Annotated in this window: 20 protein-coding genes and 1 pseudogene; 10 read left to right on the top strand and 11 right to left on the bottom strand. The window is 72.4% G+C overall.

Annotated features, from left to right (window positions below; translation table 11 throughout):
* Positions 1–151 precede the first annotated feature (151 nt).
* The 4 genes from ACZ63F_RS21470 to zapE all read right to left on the bottom strand — a co-directional run bounded on the left by ACZ63F_RS21470 (position 152) and on the right by zapE (position 4,008).
* A complete protein-coding gene (locus ACZ63F_RS21470; protein ID WP_469712951.1) occupies positions 152–1,606 on the bottom strand; it encodes a SulP family inorganic anion transporter in 1,455 nt (484 codons plus the stop codon).
* 8 nt (positions 1,607–1,614) lie between these two features.
* A complete protein-coding gene (locus ACZ63F_RS21465; protein WP_469712948.1) occupies positions 1,615–2,193 on the bottom strand; it encodes a carbonic anhydrase in 579 nt (192 codons plus the stop codon).
* Positions 2,194–2,297: 104 nt separating this feature from the next.
* On the bottom strand, positions 2,298–2,696 hold the full coding sequence (locus tag ACZ63F_RS21460; RefSeq protein WP_469712946.1) for a hypothetical protein: 399 nt from the start codon (positions 2,694–2,696) through the stop codon (positions 2,298–2,300).
* Positions 2,697–2,901: 205 nt separating this feature from the next.
* Positions 2,902–4,008: a cell division protein ZapE gene (zapE, locus tag ACZ63F_RS21455; RefSeq protein ID WP_469712944.1), complete on the bottom strand. Its 1,107-nt coding sequence runs from the start codon at positions 4,006–4,008 to the stop codon at positions 2,902–2,904.
* Positions 4,009–4,194: 186 nt separating this feature from the next.
* Between zapE and ACZ63F_RS21450 the strand changes: the two genes are divergently transcribed.
* From ACZ63F_RS21450 to msrB, 4 genes are all read left to right on the top strand, one after another.
* A complete protein-coding gene (locus tag ACZ63F_RS21450) occupies positions 4,195–4,986 on the top strand; it encodes a pyrimidine reductase family protein (RefSeq protein WP_469712942.1) in 792 nt (263 codons plus the stop codon).
* A 151-nt stretch (positions 4,987–5,137) separates the two neighbouring features.
* Positions 5,138–5,611: an indole-3-glycerol phosphate synthase gene (locus ACZ63F_RS21445; RefSeq protein WP_351712262.1), complete on the top strand. Its 474-nt coding sequence runs from the start codon at positions 5,138–5,140 to the stop codon at positions 5,609–5,611.
* A 141-nt stretch (positions 5,612–5,752) separates the two neighbouring features.
* The gene (murC, locus tag ACZ63F_RS21440; protein WP_469712939.1) at positions 5,753–7,141 is read left to right on the top strand and encodes a UDP-N-acetylmuramate--L-alanine ligase; all 1,389 of its coding nucleotides are present in this window, start codon (positions 5,753–5,755) and stop codon (positions 7,139–7,141) included.
* A 13-nt stretch (positions 7,142–7,154) separates the two neighbouring features.
* The gene (msrB, locus tag ACZ63F_RS21435) at positions 7,155–7,562 is read left to right on the top strand and encodes a peptide-methionine (R)-S-oxide reductase MsrB (protein ID WP_093498502.1); all 408 of its coding nucleotides are present in this window, start codon (positions 7,155–7,157) and stop codon (positions 7,560–7,562) included.
* A 12-nt stretch (positions 7,563–7,574) separates the two neighbouring features.
* Here the strand turns inward: msrB and ACZ63F_RS21430 are convergent, their stop codons facing one another.
* Positions 7,575–7,766, bottom strand: a complete 192-nt coding sequence (locus tag ACZ63F_RS21430; RefSeq protein WP_469712936.1) for a hypothetical protein — start codon at positions 7,764–7,766, stop codon at positions 7,575–7,577.
* Between the two features lie 41 nt (positions 7,767–7,807).
* Here ACZ63F_RS21430 and ACZ63F_RS21425 point away from each other — a divergent pair, with 41 nt between their 5' ends.
* The 3 genes and pseudogenes from ACZ63F_RS21425 (at position 7,808) to ACZ63F_RS21415 (ending at position 9,535) form a co-directional block, all read left to right on the top strand.
* Positions 7,808–7,933: a TetR family transcriptional regulator gene (locus ACZ63F_RS21425; RefSeq protein WP_469712935.1), complete on the top strand. Its 126-nt coding sequence runs from the start codon at positions 7,808–7,810 to the stop codon at positions 7,931–7,933.
* A gap of 2 nt (positions 7,934–7,935) precedes the next feature.
* A pseudogene (locus tag ACZ63F_RS21420) lies at positions 7,936–8,202 on the top strand (ArsR/SmtB family transcription factor); the annotation flags it as partial.
* Positions 8,203–8,260: 58 nt separating this feature from the next.
* On the top strand, positions 8,261–9,535 hold the full coding sequence (locus ACZ63F_RS21415; protein ID WP_469712933.1) for a PP2C family protein-serine/threonine phosphatase: 1,275 nt from the start codon (positions 8,261–8,263) through the stop codon (positions 9,533–9,535).
* A gap of 30 nt (positions 9,536–9,565) precedes the next feature.
* Here ACZ63F_RS21415 and ACZ63F_RS21410 read toward each other — a convergent pair whose 3' ends face one another.
* Together ACZ63F_RS21410 and ACZ63F_RS21405 are read right to left on the bottom strand one after the other, a co-directional pair.
* The gene (locus ACZ63F_RS21410) at positions 9,566–11,044 is read right to left on the bottom strand and encodes a sensor histidine kinase (RefSeq protein WP_469713087.1); all 1,479 of its coding nucleotides are present in this window, start codon (positions 11,042–11,044) and stop codon (positions 9,566–9,568) included.
* 59 nt (positions 11,045–11,103) lie between these two features.
* The gene (locus ACZ63F_RS21405) at positions 11,104–11,796 is read right to left on the bottom strand and encodes a response regulator transcription factor (protein ID WP_469712932.1); all 693 of its coding nucleotides are present in this window, start codon (positions 11,794–11,796) and stop codon (positions 11,104–11,106) included.
* Between the two features lie 151 nt (positions 11,797–11,947).
* Here ACZ63F_RS21405 and ACZ63F_RS21400 point away from each other — a divergent pair, with 151 nt between their 5' ends.
* Genes ACZ63F_RS21400 through ACZ63F_RS21390 form a run of 3 tightly spaced genes read left to right on the top strand, consistent with a single transcriptional unit; the run spans position 11,948 to position 14,440 of the window.
* Positions 11,948–13,285, top strand: coding sequence for a ferredoxin reductase family protein (locus tag ACZ63F_RS21400; RefSeq protein WP_469712931.1), 1,338 nt, complete (start codon positions 11,948–11,950; stop codon positions 13,283–13,285).
* Between the two features lie 8 nt (positions 13,286–13,293).
* The gene (locus ACZ63F_RS21395; protein ID WP_469713085.1) at positions 13,294–13,695 is read left to right on the top strand and encodes an FMN-binding protein; all 402 of its coding nucleotides are present in this window, start codon (positions 13,294–13,296) and stop codon (positions 13,693–13,695) included.
* A 4-nt stretch (positions 13,696–13,699) separates the two neighbouring features.
* A complete protein-coding gene (locus ACZ63F_RS21390) occupies positions 13,700–14,440 on the top strand; it encodes an FAD:protein FMN transferase (protein ID WP_469712929.1) in 741 nt (246 codons plus the stop codon).
* Positions 14,441–14,454: 14 nt separating this feature from the next.
* On the opposite strand, the gene ACZ63F_RS21385 is transcribed toward ACZ63F_RS21390, so the two are convergent.
* The 4 genes from ACZ63F_RS21385 to ACZ63F_RS21370 all read right to left on the bottom strand — a co-directional run bounded on the left by ACZ63F_RS21385 (position 14,455) and on the right by ACZ63F_RS21370 (position 17,964).
* Positions 14,455–15,144, bottom strand: a complete 690-nt coding sequence (locus ACZ63F_RS21385; RefSeq protein WP_469712927.1) for an NAD(P)H-dependent oxidoreductase — start codon at positions 15,142–15,144, stop codon at positions 14,455–14,457.
* Positions 15,145–15,189: 45 nt separating this feature from the next.
* Positions 15,190–15,522: an ArsR/SmtB family transcription factor gene (locus ACZ63F_RS21380; RefSeq protein WP_351961931.1), complete on the bottom strand. Its 333-nt coding sequence runs from the start codon at positions 15,520–15,522 to the stop codon at positions 15,190–15,192.
* 115 nt (positions 15,523–15,637) lie between these two features.
* A complete protein-coding gene (locus ACZ63F_RS21375) occupies positions 15,638–17,731 on the bottom strand; it encodes an ArnT family glycosyltransferase (protein ID WP_469712926.1) in 2,094 nt (697 codons plus the stop codon).
* Entirely contained in the window at positions 17,728–17,964 is a 237-nt protein-coding gene (locus tag ACZ63F_RS21370) for a hypothetical protein (RefSeq protein ID WP_469712925.1), read from the bottom strand. Before ACZ63F_RS21370 ends, ACZ63F_RS21375 begins: the two co-directional genes overlap by 4 nt.
* Positions 17,965–18,120: the final 156 nt, after the last annotated feature.

Raw genomic sequence — 18,120 nt, 5'->3', positions numbered from 1 at the left:
CAACCCCCCCCACCCCCAGGGAAAGGATTTTCGGTCTTTCTGTCGCGAAAACGAGCCCCCCGAGGAGACGGGTGAACCCACCCCAGGGGGGGGGTGGGGGGGGGGGGGGGGCGGGGGCCCCCCCCCCCCCCCCCCCGGGGCGGCCGCCGGTTCAGGCGGCCGTGACCTTCACCGGCTCGGTGTCCGCGTCGCTGTGCCGCTGGGCCCAGCTCTCCAGCGCGGTCCGGCAGGCGTGATCGAGGTGGTGCAGCCCGGAGAGGTCCACCCGGATCGGGCGGTCCTGGGGCAGCGCCTCCAGGCTGTCGAGGATCTTCGGCAGCCGCAGGAAGGTCGCGTTGCCCGACAGATGGGCGTCGATCGGTCCCGCGCCCTTGTCGACGACCTCCAGTTTGAGGTGCGAGGCCTCCCAGGCGGTCTTGACGATCGACAGGGCGAGCCCGATCAGCACGCCCTCGAACATGCTCACCGCGACGATCGACACCGCCGTGACGACGAGGACGACCGCCTCGCCCCGGTGCTCGCGCCACAGCACGGCCAGCGCGCGCACCGGGATCAGCTTGGCGCCCGAGTAGACCAGGATTCCGGCGAGCGCCGGGATCGGTATGTATGCCAGCACTCCCGGCAGCAGCGCCGCGAACAGCAGCAGCCAGACGCCGTGCAGCACCCGGGACGCCTTGGTACGGGCGCCCGCCTGGACGTTGGCCGCGCTGCGCACGATCACCGCGGTCATCGGCAGTGCGCCGAGCACCCCGCAGAGCGCGTTGCCCGCGCCCTGGGCGATCAGCTCCTGGTTGTACCGGGTACGCGGACCGTCGTGCAGCCGGTCCACGGCCGCCGCGCTGAACAGCGACTCGGCGGACGCGATCAGTGTGAAGGCGACGATCGTGCCGATCAGTCCGACGCTCGCCAGTTCGCCGAAGGCGCTCAGCGGGGGCGGCTGGACCGAGTCCAGCAGCCCGTGCACCTCGACGGTGGCGACCGGGAGGCTCAGCAGGAAGGCGGCCAGGGTGGCGAGGCCGACGGCGGCCAGCGGTCCGGGGACCGTCCGCACCTTCGCCGGGGCGTACTTCCACAGCACCAGGACCGCGACCGTGCCCGCGCCGAGGGCGAGCGATGCCAGTGCCTCGCCGTCCCCGAGGGCGTCCAGGAACGCACCGGGCAGCCCGGCTATCTTGCCGGGGCCGGACTCGGGGGCCTTGGCGGCGAGGGCCGGATACAGCTGGCCGGCGATCAGCACCAGGCCGATTCCGGCCAGCATGCCCTCGACGACCGAGACCGAGATGGCCCGGAACCAGCGCCCCAGCCGCAGCACGCCCATGGCGATCTGGAGGACACCGGTGACCAGCACGATCACCCCGAGCAGCGGCAGTCCGAACTCCCGCACCGCCTCGAAGACGAGCACGGTCAGACCGGCGGCCGGCCCCGACACCTGAAGGCTGCTGCCCCGCAGCATCCCGGTGACGAGACCGCCCACGATGCCGGTGACCAGGCCCAGTTCGGCCGGGACACCGGAGGCGACGGCCACGCCCACGCAGAGCGGGAGCGCGACCAGGAACACGACGAGAGAGGCGGCGAAGTCCTGACGTATGGAAGGGAACTTGGTCATCGCGGCGCTCACAGGGCCTCGAAGGTGTCGGTGGCGGCGCGGTGTTCGCGCACGGCACCGGTGTGGACCTCGTAGTACCAGCCGCGCAGGGTCAGTTCGCCCGCGGTCAGCCTCCTGTCGATGCAGGGGTACGAGCGCAGCCGCAGCAGCTGGGCGAGCACGTGGTTCTGCACGCCCTCCGCGACGGCCGGATCCTCGGCCGCCCCGCTCGGACGCGGTCCGGCGCTGGCCAGCCAGTCCCGTACGGCGGGTACGGCGGTCAGGTCGTCGCCGCGCACCAGCGCGCCGACGGCGCCGCAGTGCGAGTGCCCGCAGACGACGATGTCGCGGACGCCGAGCACCTCCACGGCGTACTCGATGGTGGCGGCCTCGCTGGTGGGGGTGGTCGAGGCGTACGGCGGGACGATGTTGCCCGCGGTGCGCAGCTCGAAGAGCTCGCCCGGGCGGGCGCCGGTGATCAGGGCCGGGACGACCCGGGAATCGGAGCACGTGATGAAGAGCACCTGCGGGGACTGGCCTTCGGCGAGCCTGGCGAACTCCTCAGGGCGCTGTCCGAACGTACGGGCGTTGTCGATGAGGGGCTGCATGGTGTGTGGATTCCTCCTGGCGCGCTACAGCGGCGCGTCGGGCTTGCACGACGTGTGTGTGGGGGGATGAAGGGCGTGAAGTGCCCTGGGCAGAGCCCGTTCCGTCAGCAGCGGAAGACCTGGAGCGCGGCGGGTGAGTGGGCTCTGGACGCTCTCGACGTGCGGTGGTGCCCGGCGTTGGCGGGCACCGGGGTGCGTATGGCCTCGGTGTGCCGTGCGGTGGGCGGACGGTCGTCCGCCCAGCCGGCGGTGGGGCTGCGATGGCGGTCGGCGCTCCGCGGCGAGCCGGGCGGCTCGCCGCAGTGGCCGTGGAGGTCACGGAGGATGTGCGAACCGGCGCGGACGGCCTTCGCCGAGGACTGCGGCCCGGGCTGGGCTTTGGCCTCGACATGACTGAGGGTGTGCGCGGCTGCGAAGGTTTCCGCAGGCGCGAAGAACTGGACGGTGAGCAGGGCGGCGGCCAGGAGCGAGAACACGGTCCGGGCTGTCGTACCTCGGAACATGAGCCTCCCTCGCGGCAGTTCACGCCTCTCGTGTGCACCAAGCACAGGTCAATGGTTGGTCAAGAAACACGTTAACCCTGCAAAGTTGTTTGCAGGGTTAACTCGGTGTTGCGAGCCGAAGAGAGCGTGAAAAGTGTCGGTGGCGTGGCCTGATCGGGCTCTTGACCCGGTGACCTTGATCGACTATCGGCGCGTTCGCCGACGCCTAGTCGGTGGCCACGAGCCCCTTGGCGTCCCTGGCCAGGGCGGTGAGCCGGGATATCGCGCGGAAGTACTTCTTGCGGTAGCCGCCGTTCAGCATCTCCTCGCTGAACAGCCGGTCGAAGGGGAGTCCGGAGGCCAGGACCGGGACCTCGCGGTCGTAGAGCCGGTCCGCGAGGACCACGAGCCGCAGCGCGGTCGACTGGTCGGGCACCGGCTGCACGTCCGTCAGGCAGACTGCGCTCAGGCCGTCGGTGAGCGCGCCGTACCGGCTCGGGTGCACCTTGGCCAGGTGGTCCAGGAGGTGCGGGAAGTCGTCGAGCGAGGCGCCCGGGGTGGCGTACGCCGCCTTCGTCACCTGTTCGTCGGAGTACGGCGGCGGTGCCTCGGGCAGGCCGCGGTGGCGGTAGTCCTCGCCGTCGATGCGCAGGGTGCGGAAGTGGGCCGACAGGCCCTGGATCTCGCGCAGGAAGTCGGCGGCGGCGAACCGGCCCTCGCCGAGCTTGCCCGGCAGGGTGTTGGAGGTGGCGGCGAGCGCGACACCCGCCTCCACCAGGCGGCCGAGCAGCGTCGACACCAGGACCGTGTCGCCCGGGTCGTCCAGCTCGAACTCGTCGATGCACAGCAGGCGGTGGCCGGAGAGGGTCTGCACGGTCTGCTGGAAGCCGAGGGCGCCGACCAGGTTGGTCAGCTCCACGAAGGTGCCGAACGCCTTCAGCGCGGGCTCGGCGGGGGTGGCGTGCCAGAGGGAGGCGAGCAGGTGGGTCTTGCCGACGCCGTACCCGCCGTCGAGGTAGACCCCGCGGGGCCCGGCCGGTGTCTTCGGTGCCTTCGCCTTCCCGAAGCCGAAGAGACCGCGCCTGCCCCCGGCCACCGCGTGTGCCCCGCCGAGACCGCCGGCGAACCCTTCCAGGACCCGCACGGCCTCGGTCTGGCTCGGCTGGTTCGGGTCCGGGAGGTAGGTGGCGAAGCGGACCGAGTCGAAGCGGGGCGGCGGCACCATCTCGGCGACCAGCCGGTCCGCGGGGACGTGCGGCGAACGGGCGCACAGGGACAGCGGGGCCGCGTCGGCTATGGGGCTGACCTCGGATGCGGCGGGAGAAGACGACACGGTTACCCATGCTAAGCGCTCGGCCGGAAGCGCCGCGATAGGCGATCGGTCGGCCGCGGCGCCGTCGTGCCGGCCGCGCGCTTCTCCCCGGCCTTGCGCCGGGGGTGCCCCCAGCGCCCTCCGTGAGCTGCCTGACCGCGGCTGACTTCGCCGGACCCGTTCGGTTGCCGTGCCACACTGCACGACATGCGACGCCTGTTCCCTGTGACCGAACAAACAGCTGCGCGGGCCTCCGGCGGTCCGGCCGAAGGGGAGGGGGAGTGGAGCCTTGCCGAGCTGGCCCTCGCCTATGCCTACCCCGAGTCCGCCGGGCGGGAGGCGTGGCTGCGAGCCAACATGGTGTCCACGCTCGACGGCGCCGGGCAGCACGACGGCCGGTCGCAGCCCATCTCCGGCGCGGCCGACATGCGGATCTTCGGCACCCTGCGCGGGCTCGCGGACGTCGTCGTCGTGGGTGCGGAAACGGTACGGCAGGAGGGGTACCGGCCGGTGCGCGAGCGGGCGGAGTTCGCGGGCGCCCGGGCCGCGGCCGGTCAGAGCGTGGTCGCCGCGGTCGCCGTCGTCACCGCGAGCCTCGACCTCGACTACTCGCTCCCGCTGTTCACCTCGCCCCTCGTGCCCACGCTGATCCTCACCGGCGCGGCCGCGGCCCCCGACCGCGTCGCCGCCGCCGAGAAGGCCGGCGCCCGCGTGGTGGTCGCCGGTGACGGCGTCGGCGTCGACCCCGCCCGCGCGGTCCGCGCCCTGGCCGGTCTCGGCCACACCCGGCTGCTCACCGAGGGCGGGCCCCGGCTGCTCGGGCAGTTCGTCGCCGCCGGTGTCCTCGACGAGCTGTGCCTGACCGTCTCCCCGATGCTCACAGCCGGCGACGCGCAGCGGATCGCCGGGGGGCCCGGTGTCGCCGTACCCCGACGCTTCGAACTAGTGTCCCTCCTGGAAGAGGCCGGATTCCTGTTCGGTCGCTACCGCCGGTCCTGACATCAGCGGAATGTGTCGTTCCGCTTAGCTTCCGGCGGGCACACTGAATCCGGCAGTACCCGTGCGATCACGGGGCAGGATGGTTTCCGCAGGGGTGCCGACCCCACGGAGGACAGAGGGTCGTGCGGCCCTCTAGGAGAAGAGGCGCCTGGTGTTCACAAGCGTTCTGATGATCGAGAAGGCCCTGACGTCCGCCGACGTGGAGTTCGTCACCACCTTGCACGGGGACGAGCAGGTCGCCTTCCACGTACTGCTCCAGCCGCGCGGCGACCAGGCGGACCGCCTGCTGCGGGCCATCGACGACATCGCACTCGGCGAACTCGACGAGGCGACGCGCGAGCGCGAGACGCCGGAGGGGGATGCGGCGAAGGGCCCTGCGGAGCAGGCGCTGGACGTGTCCCTGACGGCCCTGCGGGCGGCGGGAAGCACGGCGGAGGGGCGGATGGTCGAGGACCACCCGCTGGACGCGCTGCGGAAGCTGGTGGAAGAGGTGGGCGCGGACGAGGTGATCGTGCTGACCGATCCGCACTACGTGGAGGAGTTCTTCCACCGGGACTGGGCGTCGCGGGCGCGGCACAAGGTGGGGGTCCCGGTGCTGAAGCTGTTCTCGCACAGCAAGGCGTAGGGGCGAGGGGTGCGGTGCGTCGGCGGGTGCGGGTTCGTGGGGGCTGGTCGCGCGGTTCCTGAGAGTCCCTTGCGAAGCCGAGCGGGCTTCAGCACATAGGCTAGGCACGCTTTCGCACGTCACCGTCTCTGGGAGAAACACATGGCACCCGGCCTTCCTTCCGCCATGGAGCGTCCGCACTTCATCGGGATCGGCGGCGCCGGGATGTCGGGGATCGCCAAGATCCTCGCGCAGCGCGGGGCCGAGGTGGCCGGGAGCGACGCCAGGGAGTCGGAGACCGCCGGGGCGCTGCGGGCGCTCGGCGTCACCGTGCACATCGGGCACGCGGCCGGGCACCTCGCCGACGACGCCAGCTGTGTCGTCGTGTCGTCGGCGATCCGGAAGGACAACCCGGAGCTGGCCCGCGCGGCCGAGCTGGGCGTCCCGGTGGTGCACCGTTCCGACGCCCTCGCCGCCCTGATGGACGGCCTGCGGCCGATCGCGGTCGCCGGCACGCACGGCAAGACCACCACCACGTCCATGCTCGCGGTCTCCCTGACCGCGCTGGGCCGCGGCCCCTCGTACGCCATCGGCGGCGACCTCGACGCCCCCGGCTCCAACGCCCTGCACGGCGAGGGCGAGATCTTCGTCGCCGAGGCGGACGAATCGGACCGCAGCTTCCACACGTACGCGCCCGAGGTCGCCATCGTCCTCAACGTGGAGCTCGACCACCACGCCAACTACGCCTCGATGGACGAGATCTACGAGTCCTTCGAGACCTTCGCCGGCCGGATCGTGCCCGGCGGCACGCTGGTGGTCAACGCCGACCACGAGGGGGCGCGCGAGCTGACCCGGCGAGTGGCGGGGAAGGTCCGGACGGTGACGTACGGCGAGGCCGCGGACGCCGACGTCCGGGTGCTGTCCGTCGTTCCGCAGGGCCTGAAGAGCGAGGTCACGGTCCTGCTGGACGGGGCCGAGCTGACGTTCACGGTCTCCGTGCCCGGCCGGCACTACGCGCACAACGCGGTCGCCGCGCTGGCCGCGGGCGTGGCCCTGGGGGTCCCCGCCGCCGAGCTCGCGCCCGCCCTGGCCGCGTACACGGGTGTGAAGCGGCGTCTGCAGCTCAAGGGCGAGGCGGCCGGCGTCCAGGTGATCGACTCCTACGCCCACCACCCGACCGAGATGACCGCCGACCTGGAGGCCATGCGTGGCGCCGCCGGGGACGCCCGGATCCTGGTCGTCTTCCAGCCGCACCTGTTCTCCCGCACCCAGGAGCTGGGCAAGGAGATGGGCGACGCGCTGGCGCTCGCGGACGCCTCGGTCGTCCTGGACATCTACCCGGCCCGTGAGGACCCGATCCCCGGCGTCACCAGCGAGCTGATCATCGAGGCCGCCCGCGCGGCCGGTGCCGACGTCACGGCCGTCCACGACAAGGACGAGGTCCCCGCTGTGGTCGCGGGAATGACGAAGCCCGGTGATCTGGTTCTCACCATGGGCGCGGGTGACGTGACCGACCTGGGCCCGAGGATCCTGGAACGCCTGGCGAAGTGAGGGGCTGAGAGTCATGTCGTACGACGTCGAGAAGCCGGACGAGCAGTGGCGGGCGGAGCTGTCGCCGGCCGAGTACGCCGTGCTGCGTCAGGCGGCGACCGAGCCGGCCTTCAGGGGTGAGTACACCGACACCAAGACCAAGGGCGTGTACTCCTGTCGCGCCTGCGGTGCCGAGCTGTTCACCTCCGACACGAAGTTCGAGTCCCACTGCGGGTGGCCGAGCTTCTACGACCCGAAGGACACCGACGCGGTCGAGCTGATCGAGGACCGCACGCACGGGATGGTGCGCACCGAGGTGCGCTGCGCACGCTGCGGCTCGCACCTCGGGCACGTGTTCGAGGGTGAGGGGTATGCCACCCCGACCGACCAGCGGTACTGCATCAACTCGATCTCGCTGCGGCTGACCGCCGACGAGAGCTGAGGCCGGGGGCGGTCAGGAGAGCCGGACCGGGCTGGGCACAAGGGCCCGGGACGGCACCGGCCGCCGTCGGACGTCTCCGGCCGCGTCGCGTACGACGCGGCCGAAGGCCTGGTCCCCGAAGTGGAACGCGAAGGCGTAGGTGCGCGGGGCGAGAAGCTGGTCCAGGAGCGTCCTGCGGGCCTTCAGCGCACCTTCGACGTCCACGTCCGGCCCGGAGGGCCACTCGGGGTGGGTCAGTTGAGCAGGTGTGTGGATTCCGCCACACGTCGGTCAAGGACGTGGCCGACCGGGTGGAGATGACCAAGGGGGCGGTGTATTTCCACTACCCGACCAAGGAGGCCCTCGCGGTCGCCATGGTCGGGGAGCACTAAGCGCAGCGCTGAGCGACCCGCTGCGGCTGCGCATCGTGCAGAAACTCCTGCTGGAGTCCGAGCGGTTCGACCACACCTGCGGCTGGTTCGGCTTCGACCGCCCGAAGTCCTCGCTGACCCACCACTTCAAGGCCCTGCGCGAGGCGGGCGTCACCCGGCAGCGCCAGTACGGCCTGGAACGCCGCAGCCACGTCCGCGTCGCCGACCTCGACGCGCGCTTCCCCGGCCTGCTCGACCTGGTCGCCGCATGGACGCCGGAGGGGGTCTGATCCCCCGCGCCCGCCGGCGGCTGGTGCCCGGACGGGTGCTGTTTGAGATTCTGTGAGGGTGTCGGATGTCACGCGATGGTTCCGGTCCCGCCGGGGACCCGCGTCCGCCGACGGCAGGGGCGGACCGGACGCCGGCGGCTCCGCGCCGTTCAGGGCGCTGCGCACGGCCGCGGCCGGTATCGGCACCGGCCTCGACGAGTCCACCACCTGCACGGAACTGACCCGGGCGGCGGTGCGGCTGGCCGGTGGCGGTGCGGCTGTGCTGCGGCGGGTCGGGGACACCGTCTCCGGCTACGAGTCGATCAGCGGCGACGCCGACCTGCTGCCCGACGCCCGCTGGGCGACGGCGGTGGCCCGGGACGCGGGTACCCCGGCCGCCGACCACTGGGCGGACCCCTGGCTGTCCCGCCCGGTCGGCGGCCACACCCGCCCGGCCCTGTGCGCGCTCCTGACCAGCGGCTCCGACCAGTACGGCGTCCTGGTCTGCGCCCGAGAGGGGCGGCCCTTCGCCCGTGCGGAGGCCGAACAGCTCGCCCTCCTCGCCGAACGCGCCGCCTCCCACATCCGGCACGCCCGCGAGTACGATCAGGTCAACCGCACCGCCGCCGACCTGCAGCGCGCCCTGCTCTCCGAGCCGGGCCGGCCGCACCCCAACCTGGACGTGTCGATCCGCTACCTCCCGGCCGGCGGGCGGGCACTGGTCGGCGGCGACTGGTGCGAGACCGTACGGCTGCACTTCGGGCGCACACTGCTCGTCGTCGGCGACGTGATGGGCCACGGCCTGGAGGCCGCCGTCGACATGAGCGCGTACCGGTCCTCCCTGCGCTACATCGCCTCCTCCGAGCTGCCGCCGCACCGGGTGCTGCGCCAGCTGGACGACATCGCCGCCACCGAGGCGGACCGAAGACCCGCCACCTGCCTGCTGGTACGCGTCGACCCCAGCCGTGGGCAGGTCACCCTGTCCAGCGCCGGCCATCTGCCGCCCGCGCTGATCACCAGGGGAGGCCGTACCGCACTCCTGCGGGTCCCCGTCGGCCCGCCCCTGGGCACCGGGTTCGGCGGCTACGAGTCGGCCACCCACCAGTTCGAACCCGACGAGGCGCTGGTGCTCTTCACGGACGGCCTGGTGGAACGCAGGGGCGAGGACATCGACCGCTCCCTGGACCGCCTCGCCGAACTGCACTTCACCCCCGCCGTCGACGTCGACGGCCTGCTGGAGTCCATCCTCACCCGTCTCGACGCGCGGCACGCCGAGGACGACGTCGCGGTGCTGGCGGCGCGTCCGCACCGCCGGCCGGGCGGGTTCAGCTCCATGGAGGAGGCGGGGGGCTGAGCGCCCCGCCGGCAGGGCCGCGATGTGCCGTCAGTCGTCTGCGGCGCCGTCGTGGCTGGTCACGCGGTTCCCCGCGGCCCTGCGGGCCGCCGCCGAACCCGCCGGCTTCCTCGGCAGCGTCAGGGTGAACACCGTGGTGTCCCTGGGGCCGTCGCCCAGTCCGATGGTCCCGCCGTGCGCCTCCACCAGCGCCCGGGCCACCGACAGGCCGAGCCCGCTGCCACCGCGGTCCCGGCTGCGGGCCTTGTCGACGCGGTAGAAGCGGTCGAAGACCCGGGCGCGGTCGCCGGCCAGGATGCCGGGGCCGCGGTCGGTGACGCTGACCGACGCCGAGTCCGCGGCGACCGTGACCGCGACGGAGACCGGGGTGCCGGTGGGCGTGTGGACGGCCGCGTTGGTGAGGAGGTTGTCCAGCACCTGGCGGATCCGGACCGGATCGAGGCGGACCGGCACCGGGTCCGGGCCGGCGGTCACCGTCAGCGGGTGGTCGGCGTGGGCGGCGCGGAAGGCGTCGGCCGCCTCCCGGACCAGTTCCGTCAGGTCGGCCTGCTCCAGCCGCAGCGGGGTCTCCACCTCGGCGGCGTCGAGCCGCGCGAGCAGCAGCAGGTCGTCGAGGAGGATGCCCATCCGGGCCGCCTCCGCGCGCAGCCGGGCGAGGTGCCGCTCGCGTTCCTCGGGCTCGTTGGCGGCGGCGTACTGGAAGAGGTCGGCGTAGCCGCGCACCGACATCAGCGGGGTGCGCAGTTCGTGCGAGGCGTCCGCGACGAACCGGCGCAGCCGTTGTTCGGCCTCGGCGCGCACGGCGAGCGAGTGGTCGATGTGCTCCAGCATGGTGTTGAACGCGGTGCGCAGTTCCTCGACCTCGGGGCCGCCGCCGCGCTTCGCCGCGCGCAGCGGAAGCCGGGCCGCGGACTCCGTCAGGTTGTGCGAGGCGATGCCGTGGGCGGTGTGCGCCATGTCGCTGAGCGGTTCGAGACCGTGCCGCAGCAGCCGGCGGCCGAACACCACCAGTGCCAGCAGCGCCAGTCCGAAGGCGACCACCTGGACCGTCACCAGCTGCCGTACCGTGGCGTCGATGCTGTTCGTCGGCGCCCCGCTGACCAGCACCACCCCCGGCTCCACCGCGCAGCCGCGCAGCCGGTACTGGCCCTCGCCGGCCAGGTCCTCGGTGCGCAGCACCTCGGTGCCCGCGGCGATCTGAGCCTTCGCCACCGAGGTGAGCGGGGCGATGTCCGCGGGCAGGTCGCTGCTCTCCTCGGGCTTGCGCAGCACCGGGGTGCCGCCCGAGACGTCGTACACGGCGTAGTACCAGTGGTAGTACTTCTTGCCCTGGAGCGTGCCGTTCTGCGCGATGCTCTTGGACTGGGCGACCTGGGCCAGCCCCAGTTGGTCGTCCAGCTGGGCCGACAGGTAGTCCCGCATGTACATCGTCAGCGACGTGCCGACGACCGCGAACACCACCAGCGCCAGCGCCCCGAGCCCCAGCGCCAGCCGGGTGCCCAGCCGCATCGCCCGGTACGAGCGCCGCAGCCGGCCGATCCGGGGCACGCCGGTCCGCAGCCGGACGGTCACTCCGCCGCCTGCTGCCGTATGACGTACCCGAAGCCGCGCACGGTGTGGATCAGCGGCGCGCCGTCCTCGTCCATCTTCCGGCGCAGCCTGCTGACCACCAGCTCCACCACGTTCGAACGGCCGCCGAAGCCGTACTCCCACACGTGGTCGAGGATCTGCGCCTTGGTGAGCACGGTCGGCGACTTGCGCATCAGGTAGCGCAGCACCTCGAACTCGGTCGGGGTCAGGGAGACCAGCCGGTCGCCGCGGCGCACCTCGCGGGTGTCCTCGTCCATCGTCAGGTCGGCGACCCGCAGCACCGAGCGCTGGAAGCCGGGACCCGCGCTGCGCCGCAGCACCGTGCGCAGCCGGGCCATCAGCTCCTCCACCGCGAACGGCTTGACCAGGTAGTCGTCCCCGCCCCGGGTGAGCCCCGCGACCCGGTCGGCGACCCCGTCGCGGGCCGTGAGGAACACCACCGGCACCATCGTCCCGGAGTGCCGCAGCCGGTCGAGCACACCGAAGCCGTCGACGTCGGGCAGCATCAGGTCGAGCACGACGATGTCCGGACGGAACTCGGCGGCCCGCGCCAGCGCGTCCTCACCGGAGTACGCGGTGACCGCGTCCCAGCCCTCGTACCGCGCGACCGTCGCGACCAGGTCGGCGATCGGCGGGTCGTCGTCCACGACGAGGAGTCGTACTTTTTCCACCCGCTCATACTGCGGCACGCGGTCGTGGACGCCAGACCCGTGCCCACACCGAGAACACATCGATAACCAGTTGAAAGTCGTCCGACAGGAAAACGACAGCGGCCGCGGGTGAAGCTCGACTCCCAGGACCCGATCAAGGAGCTGCCCACCCGTGACGACCGTCCACGCACGCCCCGCGCCCCCCACGGCGCTACGCCCCAGGGTGGTGGCCCGCACGGGCCTGTACGCCGTGCTCGCCGCGAACGCGGCCGTGGTCGCCTGGTTCTTCGCCCAGGCGGGCTTCGCCTCCAACGCCCTGATCGTCATCGGCCGCTTCTTCGGCCTCTACGGCGCCCTCGTCATGGCCTTCCAGCTGGTGCTGGTGGCCCGGCTGCCCTGGCTGGACCGCCGGATCGGCATGGACCGGCTGACCTCCTGGCACCGCTGGACCGGCTTCGCCCTGCTCTGGACGCTGCTCGCGCACGCCGTCTTCATCAGCTTCGGCTACGCCGACGGCGCGGGCGTCGGCCCGGTGGGCGAGCTGGTCGACCTCGCGGAGACGACCGAGGGCGTGCTCCGGGCCGTGGTCGCGCTGGGCATCATCCTCGTGGTCGGCGCCGTCTCGGCCCGCTACGCCCGCCGCCGGCTCGCCTACGAGACCTGGCACTTCATCCACCTGTACACCTATGTGGCCGTGGTGCTGGCGTTCAGCCACCAGGTCGCGGTCGGTACGACCTTCACGTCCTCGTCCGCCGCGACGGCGTACTGGTACGCGGTGTGGGGCGTGGCGCTCGGCGCGGTGGCCCTGGGCCGCCTGGTCCTGCCCCTGTGGCGCAACCACCGGCACCGGTTCCGGGTCTCCGCCGTCGTCCCCGAGTCGGACAACGTGGTGTCCGTCTACGTCACAGGCCGCGACCTCGACCGGCTGGGCGCCCAGGCCGGCCAGTTCTTCCTGTGGCGGTTCCTGACGAAGGACCGCTGGTGGCAGGCGAACCCTTTCTCCCTGTCCGCCGCCCCTGACGGCCGCACCCTGCGCCTGACCGCCAAGGCGGCGGGCGACGGCAGCGCGGGCCTGCGCCACCTCGAGGTCGGCACCCGCGTCTTCGCCGAGGGCCCCTACGGCGCCTTCACCGCCCTGCACCGGAGAAAGGCCGATTCCCTGCTCATCGCGGGTGGCGTCGGCGTCACCCCGATCCGCGCGCTCCTGGAGGCCCTCGAAGGCCACGCGGTGGTCGTCCACCGCGTCTCCGCCGACCGGGACGCCGTCCTCTACGACGAACTGCGCGACCTCGCCGTGGCCAAGGGCGCCGAGCTGCACCTGGTCACCGGGCCGCCGGTGCCGGACAAGCTGGCGGCGCGCGAACTGGCCCAGCTCGTGCCGGACATCGCCGACCGGGACGTCTTCCTGTGCGGGCCGCCCCCGATGATGAACGCGGTGCTGCGCACCCTGGGCGACCTGGGCGTGCCCAAGCCGCAGATCCACTTCGAGCGTTTCAGCCTGGCGGGATGAGAGACACCGTGCAGCGAGCCATACCCGTCGTCGTCCTGACCATCGCGGGCCTGATCCCCGTCTGGCGCTACGAGCCGTCGATCGGCGGTACGACCACCACCGGCACGTCCACCGCCGAGCCCGCCCCGAGTTCCCCGGCAGCCGCGTCTTCGGGGACGGTGGTCAGGGGCACGACCGTCGACACCGACAAGGGGCCGGTCCAGGTGCAGGTCACCTTCGACGGTGACAGGATCTCCGCCGTCACGATGCTCCAGCAGCCGGACCACCCGCAGACCACGGCCGCGGTCCCGGTGCTCGTCGCTGAGACACTGAAGGCACAGAGCGCCGACATCGACACCGTGTCCGGCGCGACGATCACCAGCGACGGCTACAAGGAGTCCCTCCAGGCCGCGATCGACGCGAAGGGCTGAGCGGATGCGGCGGGTCGAGCACGTCATGGGTTTCCCGGTGTCCCTGCGGACGGACGACGAGGGGGACTTCGAGGAGGCCGCCGACGCCCTCTTCGCCTGGCTGCGCGAGGTCGACGGGCGGTTCAGCCCCTTCCGGCCGGACAGCGAGGTCTGCCGCCTCGACCGGGGCGAGATCGCCGAGGCCGAGGTGAGTCCGGACCTCGCCGAGGTGCTCGCGCTGTGCGAGGAGTACCGGCTGGCGACCGGGGGCGCGTTCGACGTACGGCTGCCGGGGCGGGGCCTGGACCCGTGTGCGGTGGTCAAGGGCTGGTCGGTGCAGCGGGCGGCGGAGCTGCTGTCGGCGGCCGGGGCGCGCCGGTTCGTGCTGAACGCCGGCGGTGACGTGGTCGCCGCCGGCGGGCCCTGGCGGGTGGGGGTACGGCACCCCGAGCACGCCGACCGGCTGTGCACGGTCCTCGAACTCACCGACGGGGCGGTCGCCACCTCCGCCCGCTACGAGCGCGGCGACCACATCGTCGACGGCCGCACCGGGCGCCCGGCGACCGGCCTGCTCAGCCTGACGGTCGTCGCCCCCTCGCTGACCGAGGCGGACTCCGTGGCCACGGCCGCCTTCGCGATGGGTGCCGAGGGCGTGGGGTGGGCGGCCGCGCGCCCCGGCTGCGAGGTGTTCGCCGTGGACGCCGCCCGGCAGGTGCTGCGGACGCCGGGTTTCCCGGTCGCGGGGGAGCGGCCGACGGCCGCCTGACGGGCCCGGGCGGTTCAGCGGACGGGGGAGGGGCGCTCCTTCGCGAGGCGTGCGACGGACTCCGCGACCGCGTCCAGGGCCGCCGACCGCTCCTGGTCGGTCATGCGGGCCGGCGCGTGGGTGACCACCGGATCGAGGACCTGGAAGCCGACGAACTCCAGCATTCCGCGGCGGATGTGGAACAGGAAGTCGTCCAGCGCGCCGTAGGTGCCGCCGGGCCGGAACGCCTCGCCGGACCCGCCGGTCGTGACCAGCAGGACCGCGCGCTTCCCGGCGAGGGCCCCCTCGTCGAAGAGCCCGTGCTCCCCGCCGAAGACCTCGCCCATCACGAAGACCCGGTCGATCCATCCCTTGAGGACGGCGGGCAGCGAGAACCACCACAGTGGGAACGACAGCACGAGCAGGTCGGCGGCGAGCAGCCGGTCGAGATGGTCACGGACGGCCGCGTCGAGCGTCCCCTCCGCGACGGCCCGCATCTGCTCGGCCTGCGGCTTGAACGGACCGTCCACCGGTGCGAACTCCTCGCGGCCGAGGACCGGGGCCCAGCCGTCGGCGTAGAGGTCCAGGACGTCGACCCGGTACCCGGCTTCGCGCAGGACCCGGGCGGCGGTGGTCATCTGGGCGGTGTTGAACGAGCGGGGCTCGGGGTGAGCGTGCACGATCAGGGCGACGGGCGCGGCTTCGGCGGCATCGAAGGTCGACATGAGGAGATCATATCGACATATTGCGATGCGTCAATCTGATGCGGGTCAGAGAGTGGCGCCGATCGCCTCCGCCAGCTGTGCCAGCCGCTCCTCGTCACGCCGGTAGTGGGTGAACTTGCCCACCCTCGTGGGGTGCACGAGCCCGGCCCGTTCGAGGGTGCTCATGTAGCTGGAGACCGTCGACTGGGAGAGTCCGGACTTGGCCTGGATGTGCATGACGCACACACCGACCGACCGGCGGTCCGCGATCGGCTCGTACGCGGCGAAGTGCGTGTCGGGATCCTTCAGCCACTGCATGATCTGCAGCCGGGCCGGGTTGCCGAGGGCCTTGAACACCTCGATCAGGCCGTCCGGGTCCGGTTCCGCCGTCGCCGCCATGTGCCACCGTTCTCGTCGATCACTCCGACACACCACGATATCTCGATGCGACGGGGGAGCGGGTGGGCCGCCGGCGGGGAACACCGGTGGCCCACCCGCTCCGGCGGGGAGGGGGTCAGCCCACGTCGGACGCGTCCAGGCGGTACAGGCCGCTGTACGCGCTCACCGCCGTGCCGTGCTTCTCCACCCAGGTCGCGATCTCGGAGCTGGTGCCCTGGCCGCCGTCGCTGCTGACCACGACGTAGTGCAGCTTGCCCGCCTTCACCAGGCTCTCGAGCTTGGCGAGGGTCATCGCGTCGTCGCTGCCGGACCAGCCGCCCATCGAGATGACGGGCCGGCCGGACTCCAGGATGACCGAGGACGCGGTCTGGTCGGTGGCCACCGCGACCAGCCAGGTGGCGCCGTCCTGGTGCTTCTTCAGGTACGTGATCATCGCGGAGCTGACCTGGCTGCCGCCGCCCATGCCCCCGGCGGCCCTGCCGGACTGCGACTGGCTGCCGGTGCCGCTGTCGGTGCTGGAGCCGGTGCCGGTGCGGGAGCCGTTGCCGGTGCCGGTGCTTCCCGTTCCGGTCGGCGGCTGCCCCATGGACTGCCCGCCGGAGCTGCCGGAACCGCTCGGGGCTGTGCCGCTCCCGGCCCCGCTCGGCGCGCCGCCGCCGCCCATACCGCCCGTGCCCCCACCGGTGCTGGGTCCGGCCGTCGGGTTGGTGCCGTTGCTGCTCGCGCTGGTGGCGGCCGAGACGGAGTAGGCGGCGGGACCGGCGAGCAGGGCGACGACCGCCGCCACCGCCGCGAGGCCCACCAGCCTCTGCCGCTTCATGAACCGCCCGGCGAGCAGCCCGGCCACCGCGAACGCGCCGCCCAGCGCGGCCACCGCCTCGGCGACCGTGTACACCGTGCCCGAGCCGGAGACCCGCTGGAGCAGGACGACCGCCCAGACGGTGCCGGCGGCGACCGCCACCGGGAGCACCCAGCCCCACCGGGCGGCCGAGCCGTCACGGAAGGCCCTGTACAGCATGACCCCGCCCGCACCGGCCAGGGCGGCGATCCCGGGTGCCATGGCGGTGACGTAGTACGGGTGGAAGGTGCCCTCGGCGAGGGAGAAGGTCAGGAAGTGCAGGACGAACCAGCCGCCCCAGAGCATGAGCGCCGCCCGCCTGGCGTCGGTGCGCGGCGCCCGGCCGCGCAGCACCAGGCCGCCGACGAGGGCGATCGCGGCGAACGGGATCAGCCAGGAGATCTGGCCGCCCATGATGTCGTTGAACATCCGGTACAGGCCCGAACTACCGCCGAAGCTGGCGCCGTTGCCCTGCGAACCCACCGAGGAACCCGCCCCGAAGATCCGGCCGAAGCCGTTGTAGCCGATGACCAGGTCCCACACGGTGTTGTCGGTGGAGCCGCCGATGTAGGGACGCGAGGAGGCCGGGATCAGGTCGACGATCACCATCCACCAGGCGCTGCTCACGACCAACGCCACCGTGGCGACGGCGAGGTTGCGGATGCGCCTGCCCAGCGACGCGTTCGCGGCCCACAGGTAGACCAGGAAGAACGCGGGCAGCACCACGTACGCCTGCATCATCTTGGTGTTGAAGGCGAACCCGATCGCGACCGCCGACCAGACCAGCGGCAGCAGCCTGCCGTTGCGCACCGCCTTCAGGAGCGCTGCCGCGCCGAGCAGCATCAGGAAGACCAGGACCGGGTCGGGGTTGGTGTCCCGGTCGATGGCGACGGTGATCGGCGTGAGGGTCAGGACGAGGGCCGCGATCGTGGCCGCCACGACCCCGAAGTCCCGCTTCACCAGCTTGTACAGCAGTGCCACCGAGCCGACGCCGACGGCGACCATCGGCAGCAGCAACTGCCAGGTGCCGTATCCGAAGGCGCGGGTGGACAGGCCCATCACCCAGAGGGCGAAGGGGGGTTTGTCGACGGTGATGAAGCTGCCCGCGTCGAGGGCGCCGAAGAAGAACGCCTTCCAGCTCTTGGTGCCGGAGTAGACCGCGGCGTCGTAGAAGGAGTTGCCGGTGATCGAGGTGAGGTTCCAGGTGTACAGGGCGGTGGCCAGGAGCAGGATCGCCCACAGGGCCGGGCGGGCCCAGCGCGGGTCCTCCGGGGCGCCCAGGAACAGCCTTCTGGTACGGGAGACAGGCGGGGCGGCGGCCCGGTGCCGGCCGTCCTGGACCGGGGCGGGCGGTGGGGCGAGGGTCGTCATGACGCGTACTCCATGGACTCGACGGCGGTGGCTGCCCCGGCGGGCAGGGCCGTGACGTTCTGGGGGACGGTGGCGCTGTCGGGTTCCTCGACCCGGCCGGCCGGGACCTCCTGCACACGGAGCCCGTCGGGCTGGGCGAGCACGAGGAGGAGCGGGATGTGCGCCTCGTTGTCCACCGGCACCTCGGTCTCGACCGGCCGGCGCCGGACGCCTCCCGCGTTCGTTGCGTTCATGACCATGACGATCGGGGCGCTGTCTGGGGCGGTCCTGAGGCTTCACTGAGCGAGGAATGAGAATCAGGGAACTCACAGGTGGCGCACAGCGGAGGGCGGCCAGGTCACAAACTGAAGAGGATCAGTCAGCTGCCAAAGTGCTGAAACACTTCCGGT

This window comes from Streptomyces sp. NPDC104761 (assembly GCF_055583445.1).
The sequence above is the reverse complement of the archived record's forward strand: the minus strand, read 5'-3'. Positions and strand labels throughout refer to the sequence as shown.